Raw genomic sequence first — 23335 nt, forward strand, 5'->3', positions numbered from 1 at the left:
GAAATTACTGAAAGTATAAACTGACTAGCTTAATTATAACTTAAAAATAAAAGTTTTTCACAGATTGTGGATAACTTTTAAAAATCTGTGGTTTTCTCGGCTAAAATTAACCTTTTATTTTGTGAATAAGATGTGAAAAAATAGAGAATATGTTAGAATAGAGTCATGAAAATTAAAGTTGTAACAGTTGGGAAACTGAAAGAAAAGTATTTGAAAGATGGTATTGCAGAGTATTTAAAACGAATTTCTCGATTTGCTAAGCTTGAAATGATTGAGCTAGCAGATGAAAAAACACCAGATAGGGCCAGTGAATCAGAAAATCAAAAGATTTTAGGAATAGAAGGTCAGAGAATTTTATCAAAAGTTGGTGACCGTGATTTCGTGATTGTGTTGGCTATCGAAGGGAGAACTTTCTCCTCAGAAGAATTTAGTAAGCAGCTAGAAGAAGCTTCTATAAAAGGATTTTCTACTCTTACATTTATTATTGGAGGGAGTCTGGGATTAGCACAGGATGTAAAAAAGAGAGCCAATCTCTCTGTTAGTTTTGGCCGTTTAACCTTGCCCCATCAGTTAATGAGACTAGTCCTTGTTGAACAAATCTATCGGGCTTTTACAATACAGCAGGGCTCGCCCTATCATAAATAGAAAATTGACTTTCAATTGAATTTTTGGTAGAATAGCTATATTAGGTCTCATAGCTCAGCTGGATAGAGCATTCGCCTTCTAAGCGAACGGTCGCAGGTTCGAATCCTGCTGGGATCAATATAGTAGCAAAGCTGGGAATTTTCCCGGCTTTTTTCTTAAAAAAGTACACTTGGGGAGAAAAAAATGACAGTTGAGAGAATTTTATCTAAAACGAAATTCCATTTTGTATAATAGTTTTTGTAAGTTAGCTTACAAGAAAAAAACATTTAAGGAGATTTTATTATGAAAAACACAGTTAAATTGGAACAGTTTGTAGCCTTGAAGGAAAAAGACTTGCAGGAGATTCAAGGTGGGGAAAGTAGACTTCCAAAAATCCGCTTTGATTTTATTTTCCCACGAAAAAAGTAATGAAATAAGGGGAAAGAGTAATGAATTTATTTGGAGTTGGGTTAGTTATTGTTTATTTTTTAATTATTAGTCACAGTTACCGTTTAATTTGTAAAGGTCAAATAAATAGAAAAGAACTATACGTTTTTAGTGCTTATATATTACTAACAGAAATAGTACTTGATTTTCCATCATATCTTCTACATTTAGATGACTTAGGGATTGTAAAATTTTTATTTCCTTTGGTATTATATTCCTATTTTCGATGGATTAAACAGTATGAGAGGGATAGAGGACTATTCCTAAGTTTACTACTATCTCTTTTATATGAGAGCACTCATAACTTTTTGTCCGTAACTTTATCCTCTCTAACAGGAGACAATTTTGTTTTACAATATTATGAACCATTCTTTTTCCTTGTAACGGTGTTGACTTATGTCGTTATCTTAAAAATCATTCATTATTTCCATTTGGATCTAAACTATTTTGATAAAGACTACCTCTATCCTTTCTTGACAAAAGTATTTTTTGCTTTGCTACTGCTCCATATTGTATCTTTCGTTTCAGATATGGTAAGTACGATTAAACATTTGAATAGTTTTGGAAGTATTTTATCATCTATCGTCTTTATTTCTCTCCTTTTAACCTTTTTTGCAATGAATTCACATAAAGATCAAATGGAGAAAGAGATTGCTTTGAAGCAGAAGAAATTTGAACAGAAACATTTACAAAACTACACAGATGAAATTGTCGGTTTGTATAATGAAATTCGTGGTTTTCGACATGATTATGCTGGGATGCTTGTCAGTATGCAGATGGCAATTGACAGTGGTAATTTACAGGAAATTGACAGAGTTTACAACGAAGTTTTGGTTAAAGCCAATCACAAACTGCGCTCAGATAAGTACACTTACTTTGATTTGAACAACATAGAAGATTCAGCTTTACGAAGTTTGGTTGCTCAGTCAATTGTCTATGCTCGAAATAACGGTGTAGAGTTTACACTGGAAGTAAAAGATATAATTACTAGACTACCAATAGACCTTCTGGATTTAGTTCGTATTATGAGTGTTTTATTGAACAATGCTGTCGAAGGATCGGCTGATAGTTATAAAAAGCAGATGGAAGTAGCAGTTATTAAGATGGAAACTGAAACAGTGATTGTGATTCAGAATTCATGTAAAATGACGATGACTCCTTCAGGAGATCTATTTGCTTTAGGATTCTCTACTAAGGGAAGAAATCGCGGAGTAGGATTAAATAATGTGAAAGAACTACTGGATAAGTACAACAACATTATTTTAGAAACAGAGATGGAAGGCAGTACATTTAGACAAATCATTAGATTTAAGAGGGAATTTGAATGAAAGTTTTAATTTTAGAAGATGTTATTGAACATCAAGTGAGACTAGAGAGAATATTGGATGAAATTTCGAAAGAATCGAATATTCCAATATCATACAAGACAACGGGAAAAGTTCGTGAGTTTAAGGAATATATCGAAAATGATGAAGTAAACCAGCTTTATTTTCTAGATATTGATATTCATGGAATTGAGAAAAAGGGATTTGAAGTGGCTCAGCTCATTCGTCATTACAATCCTTACGCTATTATCGTCTTTATCACCAGTCGATCAGAGTTTGCGACTCTAACCTATAAATATCAGGTATCAGCCTTAGATTTTGTTGATAAGGATATCAATGATGAGTTATTTAAGAAGAGAATTGAGCAGAATATCTTCTACACGAAGAGTATGTTACTTGAAAATGAAGATGTGGTAGATTATTTTGACTACAATTACAAGGGAAATGATTTAAAAATCCCTTACCATGATATTTTGTATATTGAAACGACAGGTGTCTCTCATAAATTACGCATTATTGGTAAGAATTTTGCCAAAGAGTTTTACGGTACCATGACAGATATTCAGGAAAAGGACAAACATACTCAGCGATTTTATTCTCCTCACAAGTCATTTTTGGTAAATATAGGGAATATCAGAGAAATTGATCGAAAAAACTTAGAAATTGTTTTCTATGAAGATCATCGTTGTCCTATTTCAAGATTAAAAATTAGAAAATTAAAAGATATTCTAGAGAAAAAATCTCAAAAGTAATTGACAATTAGCAAGAAATTGATATAATGGTTATATCTGCTACAGATAGAAGGTCCGTTGGTCAAGGGGTTAAGACACCGCCTTTTCACGGCGGTAACACGGGTTCGAATCCCGTACGGACTATTTTATCCGCCATAGCTCAGTTGGTAGTAGCGCATGACTGTTAATCATGATGTCGTAGGTTCGAGTCCTACTGGCGGAGTATAGATAAAAGGGAACATAGTGTTGTTCCCTTTTTTGTATCAATTTATATCACCAAGCATCTTCATAAGGAAGTCTGTTATTTCTTGAGGACTTTCTTTTTTTCCATGTGCAATCCAAGTTTGGCAAACACCAAAAAGTGCGTGAGTTAGATAAATACTACTATATTCTAATTCAGTGGTATTTAGATTTAGTTGCATAAAGCGTTTTTGTAAATCCGTACTGAGCATGATATGAAGTTTATTTCGTAAGAAATTTTGGATTTCTTTAGTCCCATTTTCAGAAAGAAGGGCAGCCAGAAGTGGTTCTGATTCTAGATATTCAAAGACTTCTAAAATAGCGTCTCTTTTGTGATGAGCATGTTTTTGAAAAATATATTCAAATGTATGGAATAGCTTGCTTTGATAGTGCTCAATCATATCATACTTATCCTTATAGTGAGTATAGAAGCTGGAACGACTAATTCCGGCTTTTTTTGCTAACTTGACAGTAGAAATTTGATCAAATGGCTGTTCTATCAGTAGTTGTACCATAGCATTTTCAATAGTTCGCTTTGTTTTTAAGCGTTTGTTACTTTCTTGCATATTTCCTCCTTATAAACAAATTAGACTATGTGTCTAAAAATTGATTTTTTATCTTGTAATTTATATTTTTTATTGTATAATCTATTATATCAAAATTTTAGACAATGTGTTTAAAAAAGGAGAAACTATGTTTAAAGAATGGAAAGCAATTTTTAAAAAACCAAACTTTATTATTGTCATGATAGGGATTTCTCTTATTCCCGCTCTGTACAATGTCATATTTTTGTCATCAATGTGGGATCCATATGGTCAATTGTCTGACTTACCTGTGGCAGTTGTCAATAATGATAAAGAAGCTTCCTATAATGGTAATACCATGTCTATAGGAAAAGACATGGTGTCTAATTTAGAGCAAAATAAATCATTGGATTTTCATTTTGTAGATGAAGATGAAGGAAAGAAGGGATTGGAAGATGGCGATTACTATATGGTAGTGACTTTACCAAGTGATTTATCTGAAAAAGCAGCTTCTATTTTAACGAATCATCCAGAGCAAATGCAAATCGATTATCAGACTTCAAGTGGTCATAGTTTTATTGCCAGCAAGATGAGCGATTCTGCGATGACACAGTTAAAACAGAATGTTTCTGCTAATGTAACCGAATCCTATACGAAAGCTTTATTTCAAAAGATGGGTGATTTAAAATCCGGTTTAACGAAGGCAGCCGATGGAAGTGAACAATTGGCTAACGGGGCCAGTCAGTTAGCTGTAGGAAGTCAGACATTGTCTTCAAATCTTGCTACTTTAGCTAGCTCAAGTTTAACCTTTTCGGATGGAACAGATCAATTTACAAAAGGGTTGACAACGTATGTCACAGGAGTAAAGCAACTGAATAGTGGCTTAGGAACATTTAATGATGGTTTACAGAACTATACAAGTGCGGTTTCACAGGTTGACACAGGACTTAATCAATTATCTTCGAAAACTCCAGAATTAGTTGCAGGTGTCAACCAGTTAAATACAGGGATGAAGTCATATGCTGGTGGAGTTTCACAACTCAATTCAGGTCTCAGTCAATTTTCGGTTGGTGTCAATGCCTATACAAGCGGAGTTGACAAATTATCTGTTGGTACAAACCAACTATCAAGTCAATCAGATACATTGAGAGACGGTATTACTCAATTAAATAAAGGAATAAAAGAAATATCCACACAATTAAATACTTCATCTCAACAGAAAGAGGATATAACACAGTTAGCAAGCAGTTTAGATGAGTTGAATAAGGCTCTCCAATCAGTTACAGTTTCAGATAATACTGATCTTAAAAATACAATATCTAATGACTTAACAAATATAACGACTCTTGCTCAAACTATTGTGACTAATAGTCAAGCAGAGCAAGAGAAAACTCTTACAAATCTTCAAGCAACAGCAACTTATCAATCTCTCACTGAAACTCAGAAAAAAGAATTGACTGAAGCTGTTTCAAATAATTCTAATTCTACGATAGAGTCAGCAAAAGCAATTTTAACGACGGCAGGAGATTTAAAAGAAAATTTAGGAAGTATAAACCAACCAGTCTCTAATCTTTCTACTTTACAGACTAAAGCAAATCAACTTTTACCTATAGCGTCTAGTTCCTTGACATCTATGTCAAGTGGATTTACACAGTTGCAAAATGCTGTATATAATCAGTTAGTTCCCGGAAGTCAATCAATTGAAAATGGAGTTAATGCGTATACTAAGGGATTGGATACTATTTCTTTAGGTGTAAATCAACTAAGTGAAAAGAATACAACTTTAACAACAAGTTTGGATCAATTGGTTTCTGGCTCAACCAAGTTGACAGAAAACTCTTCAAAATTGACAACTGGTTTGGATACTCTAGCTGGGAAAACTCCAGAATTAGTAACAGGTATTGAAAAACTATCATCTGGTTCTGCTCAATTGAACAATAAGAGTCCAGAGTTAATAGCAGTTCTTACTAAATTACAATTTGGCTCTGATCAATTAACAGATAAATCAACACAATTACTTTCTGCAGCATCCCAACTAGGAAGTGGCGCTATGAAGATAGCAGATGGTACTGGAAAATTAGCTGAAGGTGGAGCAACTTTAACTGCTGGTATTGAAAGTTTACAAGTAGGAACTACTGATCTAGGACAAGGCTTAAGAAGTGCTAGCAATCAACTAAAATCAGCATCAACAGAATCTAAAAATGCAGAGATTTTGTCAAATCCACTCAATCTTTCAAAAACAGACAATGATCAAGTTCCTGTAAATGGGATTGCTATGGCTCCTTATATGATATCAGTCGCTCTCTTTGTCGCTGCATTATCAACAAATATGATTTTTGCTAAATTACCTTCAGGTCGTCATCCTGAAACTCGCTGGGCTTGGTTCAAATCTCGCTTTGAGATAAATGGAGTTATAGCTGTTTTAGCCGCTGTCTTAGTCTATGGTGGCGTTCATCTTATTGGTCTAACAGCAAATCATGAAATGAGAACCTTGTTCTTAATTATTATCGCAAGCTTAACATTTATGTCTATGGTAACTGCATTAACAACATGGAATAGCCGTATAGGAGCTTTCTTCTCTCTTATTTTGCTATTATTACAGTTAGCATCAAGTGCAGGTACCTATCCACTTGCTTTGACAAATAATTTCTTTAGAGCTATTAATCCTTGGTTACCAATGAGTTATTCAGTTTCGGGATTACGACAAACAATCTCTATGACAGGAAATATTCATCATCAAGTCATTTTCCTTACTGTGATATTAGCCCTATTTACTGGTTTAGGTATGCTAGCCTATCGACCTAAGAAAATGGAAGAAGATTAAAAAAATCGACCGATTAATTGGTCGATTTTTTATGCTTTAGATGACTTTCGTCTGTGATTATAGGTTCCAAATAGTAAGAGAGAAGTAAAGGAACAAATTGCTCCAGTAATAAAACCATTGGAAATAAAGGAAAGTGTAATAGTTCCTTTTCCCTTAGGAACGTCAACTTTCATAAAACCAGTTTGAGCTTGTTTAATTTCTATTTTCTTACCATCTTGGTAGGCAGACCAGCCTTTATCATAAGGAATGGTGAAGAAAATGGACGTATCTTGCTTAACATCATATGTAGCAAAGACCTTGTTTTTAGAAGTTGATACTGTGACAGGTTGTTCTTTAATTTTTTGAATTGCCTCGGTGAATGTTTTGGTATCTAAACGATAGAAGGTAGGAGATTCAAATGATACTTGTGAATTTCCAGGGAAACTAACATTGATATTGAAAGTTTTTTTCTCTTTTGTATAGCCTAGATTAAAGAAGGAGAAGACATTATCAGTTGTAAAAGTTTTCTTTTCTCCATTTACAAGGATGTCAACCTTTTTTTGTTTGTCATTAGAAAAGTGAATGTTTGTGAAAGAAAGATAAACTTGGCTGTTTTCTGGCACTTCAATTTGATACTGGATTGCTGCATCCTCATTTGAAGAACTTGTGACACTAATCAAATCATTAGTATTTTCTGTTTTGTCATAAGGGATTGGAGAAAAATAATCAAAATTGACATTAGCAAGTTGATTTAAAAACGAGGCCTGATTATCTAGAGTGTGTTCAGTGAACTTGACATCATTGTAAACAGATTGACTAGCAAATGCAATCGGAAGAAAGTATTGATTTTCATATAGGGTAAGATTATCTTTTTGATAGATATCTTTAAAACCATACTTATCAATAGGACTGTCTGAGATATTGTACTGGATACCAAATAAACTATCAGCCAAAATACTATTATTTGCATAGCGGAGATTGAGATTAGTCCCAGAGGATTTAAACCCAAGTTTATCCAAAGTAGAGCTTGCTGAACGATTTCGAACAGATGAAAATTGAGAGATTCCATTGTAGTTGAATTTCATACTGTCATTTCCTGTCTGAGTCTCTAGTTTCTCAGTACGAGAAAATTGGTTCCCAATATATGTTGAGAAAGATTTCATAGCTGGTATATCTCGATTATAAGCACTTCGAGAAGCAAAACCCCATTCTTTAGCAATTCCGTCTATTTGAGATGAAGCATTTAAACTCATTTCAACCATTATAAATAAAGAGATTAGAATGGCAAATAGATTTACAGAGATAAATTTTTTGATAACTGCAAGGAGTAAAAGAGAATAGACAACCAAAAATTCAAGAGTAAGCAGAATATTCAAATCTGTTAAAAAAGAATAATGCGATTTTAGATAGATGGTAGCTAAAAATCCTGCTACCACAAAAAAAAGCGAAACTAAAAAATTCCAGATTTTAATTTCTTTCAGACGATTTAAGACCTCTGCTGCTGTATAAATTAACAGGGTAGAGAAAATCCAAGCATAGCGATGTAAAAACATATTTGGAGTATGCATACCTTGCCAAAATAAATCAAGAGCTTCTATATAAAAGCTTACAATTAGAAATGCAAAGAAAATTGCATAGATCAGTTTCACGTGAAACTTAATGGATTTAAGTGTAAAAAATAAAATGGTCAAAATAAAGGGAAGCAGTCCAATAAAAATCATTGGGATAGCCCCATACTTTGTTGTATCAAAGGAACCAATGAATTGCTTAGCAAAGAGATCAAGATACCAGCTACTTTCAGTTTGAAACTTTGTAACTTCAGTCAACTTTTCCCCATGTGTCTGTAAATCAAATAGAGTGGGAAGAGTCACAATCAAACTAGCCATACCAGCTAAAAAGGAGATGACTATGAAATCAAGAAAAGATGATTTTCGTGTTTTAAAATCCCAAGAAATTTGACAGAGATACCAGAAAATAAGAAACAGTGCTGTCATATAGCCAAAATAATAATTTTGGATAAATAAGATTGACAGACTTGTAAAGTACAATAGGAATTTCTTTTCAGTGATAAGTAGCTGTAAACCAGTTATAATTAAAGGAATCAAGATAAAAACATCTAGCCAGGTTTTTATCTCTAATTGACTGACAGTGAAACTCATCAGAGCATAGGAAGTAGATAAAGCTAGTTTTAAAGGCTTAGGAATCGATTTAAATAATTTATTTAAACTAAAGTAAGTTGACAGTCCAATCAATCCAAATTTTAAGAGAGTTGTCAGATAGACAGCATCTGGCATATTAGTTAGATCAAAAAAGTAAACTAGTGGTGAAAGGAAACTTCCCAAGTAATAACTAGATAGGGCATAGAAATTTAATCCGAGGCCACTTGTAAAGGTGTAAAACAGACTACCATTTCCATGTAGGATATTTCGTAAAGCTACATCAAAAATAACGTATTGATGAAACCCATCTCCTAATAGTGGAGATGTATCGCTATTCCAGTAGATACCTTGAGATAGATATACTCCTATCATAATGATTACGGGAATGATGAAAGAAACAAAATAGGTCCAATATGTTTTAAAAAATAATTTCATGTTACCTCATAAAATGTTAGAAAACTCAGCTGGTTAACCCAACTGAGTTTTGAAGTTTTATTTAGTCTTTCCAAAGTTCTTTAACTTTTGCTTGTACTTCTGCATTTTCTAGGAATTCATCATAGGTTTCATCGATACGGTCAATGACGCCATTTTTAGACAAGACAATGATATGGTTAGCTAGAGTTTGAATAAACTCGTGGTCATGGCTAGCAAAGATGATTGATTCTTTAAAGTTTTTTAATCCATCGTTCAAGCTTGAGATAGATTCCAAGTCCAAGTGATTGGTTGGATCATCAAGTACAAGGACATTTGATTTTAAGAGCATGAGTTTTGAAAGCATGACACGAACTTTTTCTCCCCCTGACAAGACATTTACAGGTTTGTTAACCTCATCTCCAGAGAAGAGCATACGGCCGAGGAAGCCACGTAGGAAAGTATTGTCATCTTCTTCTTTACTTGCGAATTGACGCAACCAGTCAAGGATTGACTCTCCTCCTGCAAAATCTGCCGAGTTATCTTTTGGCAAGTAAGAACGGCTAGTAGTTACTCCCCACTTGACAGTTCCTTCATAGTCAATGTCTCCCATGATTGCACGAATTAATGCAGTCGTTTGGATGTCATTCTGTCCAATAAGCGCTGTCTTATCACCTGGACGCAAGATGAAACTAATATTGTCTAGGATAGTTTCACCGTCAATCTTTACAGTTAGATTTTCTACTGTCAAGAGGTCATTACCAATTTCACGTTCTGCCTTAAAGTTGATAAATGGATATTTACGACTAGATGGCACAATCTCTTCTAGCTCAATCTTATCAAGCATTTTCTTACGTGATGTTGCTTGTCTTGATTTAGAAGCATTAGCAGAGAAACGAGCAACGAACTCTTGCAATTGTTTAATTTTTTCTTCTGCTTTGGCATTACGGTCTGCTAGCAATTTAGCAGCGAGTTCAGAAGATTCTTTCCAGAAATCATAGTTTCCGACATAGAGTTTGATTTTTCCGAAGTCAAGGTCGGCCATGTGAGTACATACTTTGTTTAAGAAGTGACGGTCGTGGGATACTACGATAACGGTGTTATCAAAATCAATCAAGAAGTCTTCTAGCCATGTAATTGATTGAATATCCAAACCATTGGTCGGCTCGTCCAAAAGAAGAACATCTGGTTTACCAAAAAGTGCTTTGGCGAGGAGAACCTTTACTTTTTCACCGTTGGCCAATTCGCTCATATTTTGATAGTGCAATTCTTCTGGGATATTTAGGTTTTGAAGGAGTTGAGAGGCTTCACTTTCTGCTTCCCATCCTCCAAGCTCGGCAAACTCTCCTTCAAGTTCGGCAGCACGCACTCCATCCTCATCTGAGAAATCTTCCTTCATGTAGATGGCATCTTTCTCTTTCATGATGCTATAAAGTTTTTCATTTCCCATGATAACCACATCAATGGCACGTTCATCTTCATAGTCAAAGTGATTTTGACGAAGAACAGAGAGACGTTCATCTGGACCAAGAGAGATGTGACCAGTAGTAGGTTCTATATCTCCAGCTAAAATTTTTAAAAAGGTTGATTTTCCGGCACCATTAGCACCGATTAATCCGTAAGTATTTCCTTCTGTAAATTTGATATTGACATCATCAAAAAGTTTGCGATCACTAAAACGTAGTGAAACATCAGATACTGTAAGCAATGTTTTTCTCCTATATGTGTAATATATTTATTCTACTAGAAAATACGGAAATATTCAAATTTTTATCTGTCAATTTTGTGTAAATTATATTTACAGTATACTTTACACGAATCCGTAAATAGCAAGACTGATTTATTTTGATAAATTACGGTTATTTCATTAAAAAAATGCTATAATTGAAGGGACTATATCGAAGGAGAACAAAATGATTAAACCCATTATTTTAACAGGAGACCGTCCAACAGGAAAATTGCATATTGGACATTATGTTGGAAGTCTCAAAAATAGAGTTTTATTACAGGAAGAGGATAAGTATGATATGTTTGTGTTCTTGGCTGACCAACAAGCCTTGACAGATCATGCTAAAGACCCTCAAACAATTGTAGAGTCTATCGGAAATGTTGCTTTGGATTATCTTGCAGTTGGATTGAATCCAAGTAAATCGACAATCTTTATTCAAAGTCAAATTCCAGAGTTGGCTGAGTTGTCTATGTATTATATGAATCTAGTTTCATTGGCACGTTTGGAGCGTAATCCAACTGTCAAGACAGAAATTGCTCAGAAAGGATTTGGACAAAGCATTCCGACAGGATTCTTGGTCTATCCAATAGCTCAAGCAGCTGACATCACAGCTTTCAAGGCTAATTATGTTCCTGTTGGGACAGATCAGAAACCAATGATTGAGCAAACTCGTGAAATTGTTCGTTCTTTTAATAATGCATATAACTGTGATGTCTTGGTAGAGCCGGAAGGTATTTATCCAGAAAATGAGAGAGCAGGGCGTTTGCCTGGTTTAGATGGAAATGCTAAAATGTCTAAGTCCCTTAATAACGGTATTTATTTAGCTGATGATGCGGATACTTTGCGTAAAAAAGTAATGAGTATGTATACAGATCCAGATCATATTCGAGTGGAAGATCCAGGTAAGATTGAGGGAAATATGGTTTTCCATTATCTAGATGTTTTTGGTCGTCCAGAAGATGCTCAAGAAATTGCTGACATGAAAGAACATTATCAACGAGGTGGTCTTGGTGATGTGAAGACCAAGCGTTATCTACTTGAAATATTAGAACGTGAACTGGGTCCTATTCGTGAGCGCCGTATTGAATTTGCTAAGGATATGGGAGAAGTTTATAATATGCTTCAAAAAGGTAGTGAAAGAGCGCGTGAAGTTGCAGGTCAAACCCTATCTGAGGTTAAAGGAGCAATGGGACTTCATTACTTTAACTAAGTTTATTTTACAAGAAACTATCATTTCTATCTCGAAGAAAAGATAGTTTTTTATTTACCCCTGTAACATTTGACAAATTTTTATAGAATGGTATGATAGATACAATATAAAAAGAGTCAAGCTCAAAAAGAAAGAAAAGAGGAAACTTCGAATGTCTAATTGGGACACTAAATTTTTGAAAAAAGGTTTTACCTTTGATGATGTATTGCTTATTCCAGCTGAAAGTCATGTGTTGCCTAACGATGCAGATTTAACAACTAAATTGGCAGATAATTTGACTTTAAATATCCCAATTATTACCGCTGCCATGGACACAGTTACAGAGAGTCAAATGGCCATTGCTATTGCTCGTGCAGGTGGTCTCGGAGTTATCCATAAAAACATGTCAATTGCTCAACAAGCAGACGAGGTTCGCAAGGTAAAACGTTCTGAAAATGGAGTTATTATTGATCCGTTCTTCTTGACACCTGAACATACAATTGCTGAAGCAGATGAGCTTATGGGTCGTTACCGCATCAGTGGTGTTCCAGTTGTTGAAACACTTGAAAATCGTAAATTGGTTGGTATTTTGACAAACCGAGATCTTCGTTTTATTTCAGATTATAACCAACCAATTTCAAACCATATGACCAGTGAAAATCTTGTGACTGCTCCTGTGGGTACAGATCTTGTAACAGCTGAAAGCATTCTTCAAGAACACCGTATTGAAAAACTTCCGTTGGTAGATGAAGAAGGCCGTCTTTCTGGTTTGATTACCATCAAAGATATTGAAAAAGTTATTGAGTTTCCAAATGCGGCTAAAGATGAGTTTGGTCGTCTTCTAGTTGCAGGTGCAGTAGGTGTTACTTCAGATACATTTGAACGTGCAGAGGCTCTTTTTGAGGCAGGAGCGGATGCGATTGTTATTGATACTGCGCATGGTCATTCTGCAGGTGTCTTGCGTAAAATTGCTGAGATTCGTGCTCATTTCCCAGACCGTACTTTGATTGCTGGAAATATTGCTACTGCTGAAGGTGCACGTGCTCTTTATGAAGCAGGTGTAGACGTTGTCAAGGTTGGTATTGGACCAGGTTCTATCTGTACTACTCGTGTGATTGCAGGTGTTGGTGTTCCACAAGTAACAGCTATCTATGATGCTGCAGCTGTTGCGCGTGAATATGGTAAAACGATCATTGCTGACGGTGGAATCAAGTATTCTGGAGATATTGTAAAAGCTCTTGCGGCTGGTGGAAATGCTGTTATGCTTGGATCTATGTTTGCTGGAACTGATGAAGCTCCAGGAGAAACCGAAATCTTCCAAGGACGTAAATTCAAGACTTACCGTGGTATGGGTTCAATCGCTGCTATGAAGAAAGGCTCAAGCGATCGTTACTTCCAAGGTTCTGTCAATGAAGCAAACAAACTCGTTCCAGAAGGAATTGAAGGTCGTGTTGCTTATAAAGGAGCGGCAGCTGATATTGTCTTCCAAATGATTGGTGGTATTCGCTCTGGTATGGGTTACTGTGGTGCAGCTAACCTTAAAGAACTACACGATAACGCTCAATTTATTGAAATGTCTGGTGCTGGTTTGAAAGAAAGCCATCCTCATGATGTACAAATTACTAATGAGGCACCAAATTATTCTATGTAAAAACAATGAAAAGAACTCCAGTGAAAACAGGAGTTCTTTTACAATGCTGTCAATTTTCATTTACAGTAACTTTACCACCCTGAATAGCGAAAATACTTAGATTTTCTGGTAGATTCTGAAGATGATCTAAGCTGGTTGTTGTAATAAAGGTTTGGATTGAATGAGAAATCGTTTCTAATAATTTTAGTTGTCTAGTGTTGTCAAGTTCGCTCATAACATCGTCAAGTAGTAATATTGGAGACTCTGTAGTAATACTTTCCATTAATTCGATTTCTGCTAATTTTATAGAAAGGACGAGACTACGATGTTGACCTTGACTTCCAAAGCTAGCATCCATCCCATTTATATAAAAAGAAATATCATCTCGATGAGGACCAACACCAGTATTCTTTTTAAATAAATCTCTGGACCTACTTTTTTCTAAAGCAATTTTGAAAGATTCTGATAAGTTTTCTTTGTCAGCTATCTTGACAGAAGATTGATAGGCTATTGACAACTCTTCAATCTGATTAGAGAGTTCAAAATGTTTCTTACGCCCAAATGATTCTAGTTTTTTTATGAAATCTAAGCGGTGATTCATCACACGACATCCATAATCGACTAGCTGATCATCTAGTACTGAAAGGAAGGTTTCATCTATTGTTTGAGCTGATTTTAGATAGGTATTTCTTTGTTTAAGGATGTGGTTATAATTAGTTAAATCAGATAAATAGATTGGCTTAATTTGCCCAAGCTCCATATCAATGAATTTTCGTCGAACCGAAGGTGCTCCTTTAATTAGTTGTAAATCTTCAGGAGCAAATAAGACAACATTCATGTGTCCGACATAATCTGAAAGGCGTGCCTGTTTTAAATGATTCACTTTTGTCACACGGCCTTTTTGTGTTAGTTCGATTTCGAGAGGAATGGATCCAGTTTTTTTCTGAACAAGACCTGAAAGATGAAGCTGTTCCTCATCAAAATGAATGAGATTTTTATCAGTTCGAGTTCGATGACTGCGTGTTAAGGCTAAAAAATAGATAGCCTCTAACATATTTGTTTTACCTTGTGCATTGCGTCCTAAAAAGACATTTAATTTAGGATTAAAGTCTATTTTCGTCTCTTTGTAGTTACGAAAAGTTTTGAGAGATAGGTGTTGTAGCCACATGATTATCTACCAGGGAATCGTGGAGCTTGTTTGCTTTTTGGTGATGAAGTAGGTTTAGAGTTGTCTTTCTTTACTCCCTTATTCATCTCCTTGACGAGTTTAGCGATTCGTTTTTTTTCAACTTTATCAGCCTGATACTCCTCTTGTTCTTCAAAAGTAGGTTGTGTCAACAAGATGTCAATATTCATGTCAGGGATGTCAACTTTATCGCCAATACGAAGTTTTTTACCACGACGACTCTCTAATTCTCCATTAAAGTAAACAGAATGTTCAGAGAGAAATGATTTGATAGCTCCTCCGCTATGTGTAATTCCAAGTTCTTTGAGTAGTGCTTGGAGGGTAATAAATTCTTCAAATAATTTGTATTCCATAATTCACCTCAATCTTTGGTATTATACCATATTTTCCTAAAAATAGTGAGAGAAACAAGGAATAATGTAAGCGATTTTTATTTCAAAAGTGTTACAGAGAACAAGAAAATTTCAGTTTTTCGTGATATAATAGAAGTCTGTATATAAGGAGGTAAATCATGGAGTTAGTGCATGGAATTTCAACACATTTTATCCAATCAAAAAAGTTTAAAACGAACAAAATCGCCGTGCGTTTTACCACTCCATTATCTCTTGATACGATTGCAGGTCGCATGTTGAGTGCGAGTGTGCTAGAGACTGCTAATCAGATGTATCCTACTTCTCAAGATTTGAGAAAACATTTGGCCAGTCTATACGGTACAGATATGTCAACCAATTGTTTCAGAAGAGGGCAAAGTCATATTGTAGAATTGACATTTACCTATGTTCGTGATGAGTTTTTAAGTAGGAAAAATGTTCTAACTTCTCAGGTTTTGGAACTTGTAAAAGAAACTCTTTTTTCACCCATAGTAGTTGATAATGGATTTGATCCGGCCTTATTTGAAATTGAGAAAAAACAATTGCTAGCAAGTTTAGCAGCTGATATGGATGATTCATTTTATTTCGCACATAAAGAATTAGATAAATTATTTTTTTATGATGAACGTCTCAAATTGGAATACAGTGATTTACGAAATCGTATTTTAGCTGAAACTCCACAAAGTTCTTATTCTTGTTTCCAAGAATTTTTGGCTAATGATCGAATAGATTTCTTTTTCCTAGGTGATTTTAATGAGGTTGAAATTCAAAATGTATTAGAATCATTTGGCTTCAAAGGTCGAGAAGGAGATGTAAAAGTTCAGTATTGTCAACCATATTCTAATATCCTTCAGGAAGGTATGGTTCGGAAAAATGTGGGACAATCCATTTTGGAATTGGGTTATCATTACCCTTCTGAATATGGTGATGAGAAACATTTACCCATGATTGTAATGAATGGTTTACTTGGTGAATTTGCTCATTCTAAGCTCTTTACAAACGTCCGTGAAAATGCTGGATTGGCTTATACTATTTCAAGTCAGCTTGATTTATTTAGTGGATTCTTGAGGATGTATGCTGGTATCGATCGAGAAAATCGGAACCAGGCTCGTAAAATGATGAATAATCAACTGCTTGATTTAAAAAAAGGTTATTTTACAGAGCTTGAGTTAGAGCAAACAAAGGAAATGATTCGTCGGTCTCTGTTGCTTTCTCAAGATAATCAAAGTTCATTGATTGAACGTGCTTATCAAAATGCCTTGCTTGGAAAATCTTCAGCAGACTTTAAAAGTTGGATTGCAAAACTCGAGCAAGTTGATAAAGAGGCTATTTGTAGAGCAGCAAATAATGTGAAACTACAGGCGATTTACTTTATGGAAGGAATAGAATGACAAAGGTTGTTTTTGAAGAAAAATACTATCCAGCTGTAAAAGAAATGGTTTATCGAACTCGTTTGTCAAATGGATTGACAGTTGCTCTTTTGCCTAAAAAGGAATTTAAAGAGGTTTACGGGAGTGTAACTGTACAGTTTGGTTCGGTAGATACGCTTGTAACAGAAGTTGACGGATATGTAAAAGAATATCCTGCGGGAATTGCTCATTTTCTTGAACATAAATTATTTGAGAGAGAAGATGCTAGCGATTTGATGTCGGCTTTTACGAGTCTAGGTGCAGATAGTAATGCCTTTACAAGCTTTACAAAAACAAGTTATCTTTTTTCAGCAACGGATCATTTTTTAGAAAATTTGGACTTACTTGATGAATTGGTAACATCAGCACAATTTACTGAAGATTCTATTTTAAGGGAGCAGGATATTATACAGCAAGAACGAGAAATGTATCAAGATGATCCAGATTCGTGTTTATTCTTTTCAACTTTAGCGAATTTGTATCCAGGCACACCTTTAGCAACGGATATAGTTGGCAGTGAGGAGTCCATTTCCCAAATCAATCTAACTAATTTGCAAGAAAATTTTACAAGATTTTACAAACCTGTAAACATGTCTCTGTTTTTAGTTGGTAATTTTGATGTGGATCAAGTACAGGACTACTTTGAAAGAAAAGAACTGGAAGAGTTAGATGTTAAGGAAGTGGCAAGAGAAAAGCTTGTTTTACAAGATGTAAAGCAAACAGACAGTATGAGAATGGAAGTATCTTCTCCCAAACTAGCGATTGGAGTTAGAGGTAAGCGAGAAGTTGCTGAAGCGGATTGCTATCGATATCATATTTTATTAAAATTATTGTTTGCAATGATGTTTGGTTGGACTTCGGATCGTTTTCAGAAATTATATGAATCAGGTAAAATTGATGCGTCCTTATCTCTGGAAGTTGAAGTAACAAGTCGCTTTCATTTTGTTATGTTGACAATGGATACAAAAGAGCCAGTTGCTTTATCTCATCAGTTTAGGAAGGCTATTCGTAATTTTACAAAGGATTCAGATATTACAGAGGATCATTTAGATATTATAAAAAGAGAAATGTTTGGAGAATTTTTCAGTAGCATGAACTCTCTTGAATTTATTGCAATGCAATATGATGCTTTTGGACAAGGTGAGACAATTTTTGATTTGCCGAAAATTTTACAGGAAATTACTTTGGAGGATGTCCTTGATGCTGGACATCATTTAATAGATGATGGTGATATAGTTGATTTTACAATATTCCCATCGTAGTAACCTATCATAATCGATACTAGAAAGAAGGAATGACAAGTATGAGGAAAAAAACAATTGGTGAGGTTTTACGTTTAGCTAGAACCAACCAAGGGTTGACTTTAGAAGAATTACACAAAAAAACAGAAATTCAGTTGGATATGTTGGAAGCGATGGAAGCTGATGATTTTGATCAACTTCCTAGTCCATTTTATACTCGTTCTTTTTTGAGAAAGTATGCGTGGGCAGTTGAGCTAGATGAGCGAATTGTCTTGGATGCTTATGATTCTGGGAGCATGATTACTTATGAGGAAGTAGATGTTGATGAAGAGGCGTTGACAGGTAGGAGACGTTCAAGTAAGAAAAATAAGACATCATTTTTACCTTTATTTTATTTTATACTCTTTGCACTATCGATTGTCATTTTTGTGACTTATTATGTTTGGAATTATATTCAGACTCAACCGGAGCGTTCATCTGCGTCTAGTTATAGTGTAGTCCAAGCAACAAGCTCGACTAGTTCTGCAACTCCATCTTCAAGTAGTGGTTCATCAAGTAGCTCTTCGAATATTGAACCAGTTATAAGTGTATCAGGTGAAGGAAATTATGTAGAAATCGCTTATAAAACAAGTAAGGAAACCGCAAAATTGCAATTATCGGTTTCAGATGCTAGAAGTTGGGTTAGTGTTTCAGAAAGTGAGCTTGAGGGTGGTGTGACCTTATCACCGGATAATAAAAGTGCGGAAACAACAGTTTCAACAAAAAATCCTGTGACCATTACTTTAGGTGTTGTCAAAGGTGTTGATTTAACAGTAGATAATCAGACTGTTGATTTATCGAAACTAACAGCTCAAACTGGACAAATCACTGTAACCTTTATTAGAAATTAAGGAAAAACGAATGAAAAAAGAACAAATTCCAAATCTCTTAACAATAGGTCGAATTCTCTTCATACCTATTTTTATCTTTATTTTAACGATAGGAAATTCGATAGAGAGTCATATAGTAGCAGCTATTATCTTTGCTATTGCCAGTATTACAGACTATTTAGATGGATATTTAGCTCGTAAATGGAATGTGGTCAGTAATTTTGGTAAATTTGCAGATCCTATGGCGGATAAGCTACTAGTTATGTCGGCTTTTATTATGCTGATTGAGTTAGGTATGGCTCCAGCTTGGATTGTTGCAGTGATTATCTGTCGTGAGTTGGCTGTGACAGGTTTAAGGCTTTTATTGGTTGAAACTGGTGGAACGGTTTTAGCAGCAGCAATGCCTGGAAAAATTAAAACTTTCAGCCAGATGTTTGCGATTATTTTCTTGCTATTACATTGGACTTTGCTTGGTCAAGTTCTACTTTATGTAGCCTTGTTTTTCACTATCTACTCTGGCTATGATTATTTCAAGGGTAGTGCCTATGTATTTAAAGGGACATTTGGTTCGAAATGAAATCAATAATTGATGTAAAAAATCTTTCTTTTCGTTATAAGGAAAGTCAGGAATACTATGATGTGAAGGATATTACGTTTCACGTGAAACGTGGAGAATGGCTTTCGATTGTAGGGCATAATGGTAGTGGTAAATCAACGACGGTTCGCTTAATTGATGGTTTACTGGAAGCAGAATCTGGAGAGATTGTAATTGATGGTCAACGATTGACTGAGGAAAATGTTTGGAATATACGTCGTCAAATCGGTATGGTTTTTCAAAATCCAGACAATCAATTTGTTGGAGCGACTGTTGAGGATGATGTTGCCTTTGGTTTGGAAAATCAGGGACTTTCTCGTCAAGAAATGAAAAAAAGAGTGGAAGAAGCTCTGGATTTGGTTGGCATGTTGGACTTTAAAAAGAGAGAGCCAGCTCGTCTGTCAGGTGGCCAAAAGCAACGTGTGGCCATTGCAGGTGTTGTAGCCCTCAGACCAGCTATTTTAATCCTAGATGAAGCAACGAGTATGTTGGATCCTGAGGGACGTAGAGAACTGATTGAGACAGTAAAAGGAATTCGAAAAGACTATGATATGACGGTCATTTCCATTACACATGATTTGGAAGAAGTCGCCATGAGTGACCGTGTATTGGTCCTGAAAAAAGGGGAAATTGAATCAACTAGTAGCCCAAGAGAACTTTTCTCTCGAAATGATTTAGATCAAATTGGATTAGACGATCCTTTTTCCAATCAATTAAAACATTCTTTGAGCCAGAATGGCTATGATTTGCCTGAAAATTATTTGACAGAAAGTGAGCTAGAGGATAAACTATGGGAATTGCTCTAGAAAATGTGAGTTTTACGTATCAAGAAGGGACTCCCTTAGCTTCAACAGCTTTGTCGGATGTTTCCTTGACGATTGAAGATGGTTCTTATACGGCTTTAATTGGGCACACAGGTAGCGGCAAATCAACTATTTTACAACTTTTAAATGGTTTATTGGTTCCAAGTCAAGGGAGTGTGCGGGTTTTTGATACCTTAATCACATCGACTTCTAAAAATAAAGACATTCGTCAAATTAGAAAACAGGTTGGCTTGGTATTTCAGTTTGCTGAAAATCAGATCTTTGAAGAAACGGTTTTGAAGGATGTTGCTTTTGGACCGCAAAATTTTGGAGTTTCTGAAGAAGATGCGGAGCAGATTGCGCGTGAGAAACTGGCTTTGGTTGGAATTGATGAATCACTTTTTAATCGTAGTCCGTTTGAGCTATCAGGTGGACAAATGAGACGTGTGGCCATTGCAGGCATACTTGCCATGGAACCAGCCATATTAGTCTTAGATGAGCCCACAGCAGGCCTAGATCCCCTGGGAAGAAAAGAGCTGATGAATTTGTTCAAAAAACTCCATCAGTCAGGGATGACAATTGTCTTAGTAACACATTTGATGGATGATGTTGCTGAATATGCGAACCAGGTATATGTGATGGAAAAGGGACGTTTAGTTAAGGGTGGTAAACCAAGTGATGTCTTTCAAGATGTTGTCTTTATGGAAGAAGTGCAGTTGGGAGTACCTAAAATTACGGCCTTTTGTAAACGATTGGCTGATAGAGGCGTGTCATTTAAACGATTACCGATTAAGATAGAGGAGTTCAAGGAGTCGCTAAATGGATAGTATGATTTTGGGGCGTTATATTCCAGGGGATTCGATTGTTCACCGATTGGATCCACGTAGCAAATTGCTTGCTATGATGTTACTGATTTTAATCGTTTTTTGGGCTAATAATCCCTTGACGAATCTAATTCTTTTTATAGCGACAGGGATATTTATTGCCTTGTCAGGAGTATCTCTTTCATTTTTTATTCAGGGCTTGAAGTCTATGTTTTTCTTGATTGCCTTCACAACTATTTTTCAACTGTTTTTCATTTCTAATGGGAATGTTTTATTTGAGTTTTCATTTGTGAGAATCACAGATTATGCTTTGCAACAAGCTGGAATTATTTTTTGTCGCTTTGTATTGATTATTTTCTTTTCAACTTTGTTAACTTTAACTACCATGCCTTTAAGTTTGGCATCAGCTGTTGAAGCTTTATTAGCACCTTTAAAGCGTGTGAAAGTTCCAGTTCATGAAATTGGCTTAATGCTATCTATGAGTTTGCGTTTTGTTCCGACCTTAATGGATGATACGACGCGGATTATGAATGCACAGAAAGCGCGTGGAGTGGATTTTGGTGAAGGAAGCATTGTTCAAAAGGTGAAGGCTATGATTCCCATTTTGATTCCTCTTTTTGCGACAAGTTTAAAACGTGCAGATTCCTTGGCTATTGCTATGGAAGCGCGTGGTTATCAGGGGGGGAAAGGCAGAAGTCAATATCGACAACTGAAATGGACACGAAAGGATACGCTGACCATTCTTGTTATTATCGTACTTGGTTGTTGCTTATTTTTCTTAAAATCTTAGTAGCTTTCAGGAATTCATAAAAAATTACTGTAACAGTTTTTGATATAAAGGTAGGGATATGAACCGTTTTAAAAAATCAAAATATGTCATTATTGTTTTTGTCATTGTTCTGCTTGTGTCAGCTCTCTTAGCGACGACTTATTCAAGTACAATTGTGACAAAATTAGGAGATGGAATCTCATTGGTTGATAGAGTTGTACAAAAACCTTTTCAGTGGTTTGATTCTGCCAAATCAGATTTGGCTCATTTGACACGAACATATAATGAAAATGAAAGTTTGAAGAAACAGATTTATCAATTAGAAGTTAAATCAAATGAGGCGGAAAGTTTAAAGACCGAAAATGAACAACTGCGCCAATTGCTTGATATGAAGTCCAAGTTGCAAGCCACAAAGACTTTGGCAGCAGATGTTATTATGCGTTCTCCGGTATCTTGGAAGCAGGAATTGACCCTGGATGCAGGCAAATCAAAAGGGGCTTCTGAGAATATGTTAGCCATTGCAAATGGTGGTTTGATTGGGAGTGTTTCAAAAGTGGAGGACAACTCTACTATGGTCAACCTTCTGACAAATACGGAAAATGCTGATAAGATTTCTGTTAAAATTCAACATGGTTCTACTACAATTTATGGGATTATTGTTGGCTATGACAAGGAAAATGAAGTTCTCAAAATTAGTCAATTAAATAGTAGTGGCGATATTAGTGCAGGAGATAAGGTGACCACTGGTGGATTAGGAAACTTTAATGTTGCTGATATTCCTGTTGGTGAAGTGGTTGCTACAACGCATAGTACGGACTATTTGACACGAGAAGTAACTGTTAAATTGAGTGCAGATACTCATAATGTGAGTGTGATAGAATTAGTGGGGAATTCATAATGAGACAGCTGAAGCGGGTTGGAGTGTTTTTATTGCTTCCTTTCTTTGTTCTAATTGATGCCCATATTAGCCAGCTTTTGGGCTCATTATTTCCCCACGTGCAGTTAGCTAGTCATTTTCTATTTTTGTTTCTCTTATTTGAGACGATTGAAGTATCAGAGTATCTCTATTTAGCCTATTGTTTTGTAGTGGGTTTGGTTTATGACATTTACTTTTTCCACTTGATAGGGATTGCGACTCTGTTATTTGTCCTGTTGGGGGCATTTCTCCATAAATTTAATAGTGTTATTTTATTGAATCGTTGGACGAGAATGCTGGCAATTATTGTCATGACTTTTCTATTTGAGATGGGAGCTTATATACTTGCAATAGTGGTAGGTTTAACTGTGGATAGTATGTCTTTGTTTATAGTCTATAGTTTAGTACCATCAATGATTTTGAACCTTATATGGATGATTACTTTTCAGTTTATTTTTGAAAAATTTTACCTATAAGAAAGAAATAAAAATGTAACAAAGGCGTAATATTCATTAGGCCTTTTTTTGGTATACTAGTAAT

General features: G+C 35.4%; 21 protein-coding genes and 3 tRNA genes. 19 read left to right on the plus strand and 5 right to left on the minus strand.

Going from position 1 to position 23335, the window contains the following annotated elements:
* Positions 1-165 precede the first annotated feature (165 nt).
* The 7 genes from rlmH (at position 166) to CBI42_RS00115 (ending at position 3350) form a co-directional block, all read left to right on the plus strand.
* Positions 166-645, plus strand: a complete 480-nt coding sequence (gene rlmH / locus CBI42_RS00085) for a 23S rRNA (pseudouridine(1915)-N(3))-methyltransferase RlmH (protein ID WP_000695928.1) — start codon at positions 166-168, stop codon at positions 643-645.
* A 43-nt stretch (positions 646-688) separates the two neighbouring features.
* A tRNA-Arg gene (locus CBI42_RS00090) sits at positions 689-762 on the plus strand.
* Between the two features lie 165 nt (positions 763-927).
* Positions 928-1053 carry a competence-stimulating peptide ComC gene (gene comC / locus CBI42_RS00095; protein ID WP_000799685.1) on the plus strand — a complete coding sequence of 42 codons (126 nt, stop codon included), beginning with the start codon at positions 928-930 and terminating at the stop codon, positions 1051-1053.
* 20 nt (positions 1054-1073) lie between these two features.
* Complete coding sequence (gene comD, locus CBI42_RS00100; protein ID WP_001048129.1) at positions 1074-2399, plus strand: competence system sensor histidine kinase ComD; 1326 nt, start codon at positions 1074-1076, stop codon at positions 2397-2399.
* Positions 2396-3148 (plus strand): competence system response regulator transcription factor ComE, encoded by a 753-nt coding sequence (comE, locus tag CBI42_RS00105; protein ID WP_000866074.1) that lies wholly within the window; start codon positions 2396-2398, stop codon positions 3146-3148. The genes comD and comE overlap by 4 nt, the downstream gene beginning before the upstream one ends.
* Positions 3149-3199: 51 nt before the next feature.
* Positions 3200-3271, plus strand: a tRNA-Glu gene (locus CBI42_RS00110).
* A gap of 5 nt (positions 3272-3276) precedes the next feature.
* Positions 3277-3350 (plus strand) — tRNA-Asn (locus tag CBI42_RS00115).
* A 40-nt stretch (positions 3351-3390) separates the two neighbouring features.
* Here CBI42_RS00115 and CBI42_RS00120 read toward each other — a convergent pair.
* On the minus strand, positions 3391-3933 hold the full coding sequence (locus CBI42_RS00120; RefSeq protein ID WP_049491103.1) for a TetR/AcrR family transcriptional regulator: 543 nt from the start codon (positions 3931-3933) through the stop codon (positions 3391-3393).
* 127 nt (positions 3934-4060) lie between these two features.
* On the opposite strand from CBI42_RS00120, the gene CBI42_RS00125 reads away from it, so the two are divergent.
* The gene (locus tag CBI42_RS00125) at positions 4061-6715 is read left to right on the plus strand and encodes a YhgE/Pip domain-containing protein (protein WP_094752964.1); all 2655 of its coding nucleotides are present in this window, start codon (positions 4061-4063) and stop codon (positions 6713-6715) included.
* Between the two features lie 29 nt (positions 6716-6744).
* Here CBI42_RS00125 and CBI42_RS00130 read toward each other — a convergent pair whose 3' ends face one another.
* A complete protein-coding gene (locus tag CBI42_RS00130; RefSeq protein ID WP_094752965.1) occupies positions 6745-9288 on the minus strand; it encodes a YfhO family protein in 2544 nt (847 codons plus the stop codon).
* A gap of 61 nt (positions 9289-9349) precedes the next feature.
* Entirely contained in the window at positions 9350-10972 is a 1623-nt protein-coding gene (locus CBI42_RS00135) for an ATP-binding cassette domain-containing protein (RefSeq protein WP_000958774.1), read from the minus strand.
* 205 nt (positions 10973-11177) lie between these two features.
* Here CBI42_RS00135 and trpS point away from each other — a divergent pair, with 205 nt between their 5' ends.
* Positions 11178-12203, plus strand: a complete 1026-nt coding sequence (trpS, locus tag CBI42_RS00140; protein ID WP_049491108.1) for a tryptophan--tRNA ligase — start codon at positions 11178-11180, stop codon at positions 12201-12203.
* Between the two features lie 151 nt (positions 12204-12354).
* A complete protein-coding gene (guaB, locus tag CBI42_RS00145) occupies positions 12355-13833 on the plus strand; it encodes an IMP dehydrogenase (protein ID WP_033682529.1) in 1479 nt (492 codons plus the stop codon).
* Between the two features lie 49 nt (positions 13834-13882).
* Here the strand turns inward: guaB and recF are convergent, their stop codons facing one another.
* On the minus strand, positions 13883-14980 hold the full coding sequence (gene recF / locus CBI42_RS00150; protein WP_094752966.1) for a DNA replication/repair protein RecF: 1098 nt from the start codon (positions 14978-14980) through the stop codon (positions 13883-13885).
* Positions 14981-14982: 2 nt separating this feature from the next.
* Positions 14983-15351 carry a S4 domain-containing protein YaaA gene (gene yaaA, locus CBI42_RS00155; protein ID WP_049491111.1) on the minus strand — a complete coding sequence of 123 codons (369 nt, stop codon included), beginning with the start codon at positions 15349-15351 and terminating at the stop codon, positions 14983-14985.
* Between the two features lie 158 nt (positions 15352-15509).
* Between yaaA and yfmF the strand changes: the two genes are divergently transcribed.
* Genes yfmF through mreD form a run of 9 tightly spaced genes read left to right on the plus strand, consistent with a single transcriptional unit; the run spans position 15510 to position 23271 of the window.
* Positions 15510-16760: an EF-P 5-aminopentanol modification-associated protein YfmF gene (gene yfmF, locus CBI42_RS00160; RefSeq protein WP_049509622.1), complete on the plus strand. Its 1251-nt coding sequence runs from the start codon at positions 15510-15512 to the stop codon at positions 16758-16760.
* Positions 16757-18040 (plus strand): EF-P 5-aminopentanol modification-associated protein YfmH, encoded by a 1284-nt coding sequence (gene yfmH, locus CBI42_RS00165; RefSeq protein ID WP_094752967.1) that lies wholly within the window; start codon positions 16757-16759, stop codon positions 18038-18040. The genes yfmF and yfmH overlap by 4 nt, the downstream gene beginning before the upstream one ends.
* Positions 18041-18081: 41 nt before the next feature.
* On the plus strand, positions 18082-18909 hold the full coding sequence (rodZ, locus tag CBI42_RS00170) for a cytoskeleton protein RodZ (protein ID WP_094752968.1): 828 nt from the start codon (positions 18082-18084) through the stop codon (positions 18907-18909).
* Positions 18910-18919: 10 nt separating this feature from the next.
* Positions 18920-19465, plus strand: coding sequence for a CDP-diacylglycerol--glycerol-3-phosphate 3-phosphatidyltransferase (gene pgsA, locus CBI42_RS00175; RefSeq protein WP_000712127.1), 546 nt, complete (start codon positions 18920-18922; stop codon positions 19463-19465).
* Positions 19462-20289, plus strand: coding sequence for an energy-coupling factor ABC transporter ATP-binding protein (locus tag CBI42_RS00180; protein ID WP_049491118.1), 828 nt, complete (start codon positions 19462-19464; stop codon positions 20287-20289). Before pgsA ends, CBI42_RS00180 begins: the two co-directional genes overlap by 4 nt.
* Entirely contained in the window at positions 20274-21113 is an 840-nt protein-coding gene (locus tag CBI42_RS00185) for an energy-coupling factor transporter ATPase (protein ID WP_049491120.1), read from the plus strand. The genes CBI42_RS00180 and CBI42_RS00185 overlap by 16 nt, the downstream gene beginning before the upstream one ends.
* Positions 21106-21900, plus strand: a complete 795-nt coding sequence (locus CBI42_RS00190; RefSeq protein ID WP_020902295.1) for an energy-coupling factor transporter transmembrane component T family protein — start codon at positions 21106-21108, stop codon at positions 21898-21900. Before CBI42_RS00185 ends, CBI42_RS00190 begins: the two co-directional genes overlap by 8 nt.
* Positions 21901-21958: 58 nt before the next feature.
* The gene (gene mreC / locus CBI42_RS00195; protein ID WP_049487611.1) at positions 21959-22777 is read left to right on the plus strand and encodes a rod shape-determining protein MreC; all 819 of its coding nucleotides are present in this window, start codon (positions 21959-21961) and stop codon (positions 22775-22777) included.
* Positions 22777-23271 carry a rod shape-determining protein MreD gene (gene mreD / locus CBI42_RS00200; protein WP_042751844.1) on the plus strand — a complete coding sequence of 165 codons (495 nt, stop codon included), beginning with the start codon at positions 22777-22779 and terminating at the stop codon, positions 23269-23271. Before mreC ends, mreD begins: the two co-directional genes overlap by 1 nt.
* The last annotated feature ends 64 nt before the right edge of the window (positions 23272-23335 follow it).

This window comes from Streptococcus sp. KR (assembly GCF_002238115.1).
In the GTDB taxonomy this organism is placed as follows: Bacteria; Bacillota; Bacilli; order Lactobacillales; family Streptococcaceae; genus Streptococcus.

Excerpts from the sequence above, each read along its gene's own strand:
- rlmH (WP_000695928.1), top strand. The coding sequence starts at position 166 with ATGAAAATTAAAGTTGTAACAGTTGGGAAACTGAAAGAAAAGTATTTG.
- comC (WP_000799685.1), top strand. The coding sequence starts at position 928 with ATGAAAAACACAGTTAAATTGGAACAGTTTGTAGCCTTGAAGGAAAAA.
- comD (WP_001048129.1), top strand. The coding sequence starts at position 1,074 with ATGAATTTATTTGGAGTTGGGTTAGTTATTGTTTATTTTTTAATTATT.
- comE (WP_000866074.1), top strand. The coding sequence starts at position 2,396 with ATGAAAGTTTTAATTTTAGAAGATGTTATTGAACATCAAGTGAGACTA.
- CBI42_RS00120 (WP_049491103.1), bottom strand. The coding sequence starts at position 3,933 with ATGCAAGAAAGTAACAAACGCTTAAAAACAAAGCGAACTATTGAAAAT.
- CBI42_RS00125 (WP_094752964.1), top strand. The coding sequence starts at position 4,061 with ATGTTTAAAGAATGGAAAGCAATTTTTAAAAAACCAAACTTTATTATT.
- CBI42_RS00130 (WP_094752965.1), bottom strand. The coding sequence starts at position 9,288 with ATGAAATTATTTTTTAAAACATATTGGACCTATTTTGTTTCTTTCATC.
- trpS (WP_049491108.1), top strand. The coding sequence starts at position 11,178 with ATGATTAAACCCATTATTTTAACAGGAGACCGTCCAACAGGAAAATTG.
- guaB (WP_033682529.1), top strand. The coding sequence starts at position 12,355 with ATGTCTAATTGGGACACTAAATTTTTGAAAAAAGGTTTTACCTTTGAT.
- recF (WP_094752966.1), bottom strand. The coding sequence starts at position 14,980 with ATGTGGCTACAACACCTATCTCTCAAAACTTTTCGTAACTACAAAGAG.
- yaaA (WP_049491111.1), bottom strand. The coding sequence starts at position 15,351 with ATGGAATACAAATTATTTGAAGAATTTATTACCCTCCAAGCACTACTC.
- yfmF (WP_049509622.1), top strand. The coding sequence starts at position 15,510 with ATGGAGTTAGTGCATGGAATTTCAACACATTTTATCCAATCAAAAAAG.
- yfmH (WP_094752967.1), top strand. The coding sequence starts at position 16,757 with ATGACAAAGGTTGTTTTTGAAGAAAAATACTATCCAGCTGTAAAAGAA.
- rodZ (WP_094752968.1), top strand. The coding sequence starts at position 18,082 with ATGAGGAAAAAAACAATTGGTGAGGTTTTACGTTTAGCTAGAACCAAC.
- pgsA (WP_000712127.1), top strand. The coding sequence starts at position 18,920 with ATGAAAAAAGAACAAATTCCAAATCTCTTAACAATAGGTCGAATTCTC.
- CBI42_RS00180 (WP_049491118.1), top strand. The coding sequence starts at position 19,462 with ATGAAATCAATAATTGATGTAAAAAATCTTTCTTTTCGTTATAAGGAA.
- CBI42_RS00185 (WP_049491120.1), top strand. The coding sequence starts at position 20,274 with ATGGGAATTGCTCTAGAAAATGTGAGTTTTACGTATCAAGAAGGGACT.
- CBI42_RS00190 (WP_020902295.1), top strand. The coding sequence starts at position 21,106 with ATGGATAGTATGATTTTGGGGCGTTATATTCCAGGGGATTCGATTGTT.
- mreC (WP_049487611.1), top strand. The coding sequence starts at position 21,959 with ATGAACCGTTTTAAAAAATCAAAATATGTCATTATTGTTTTTGTCATT.
- mreD (WP_042751844.1), top strand. The coding sequence starts at position 22,777 with ATGAGACAGCTGAAGCGGGTTGGAGTGTTTTTATTGCTTCCTTTCTTT.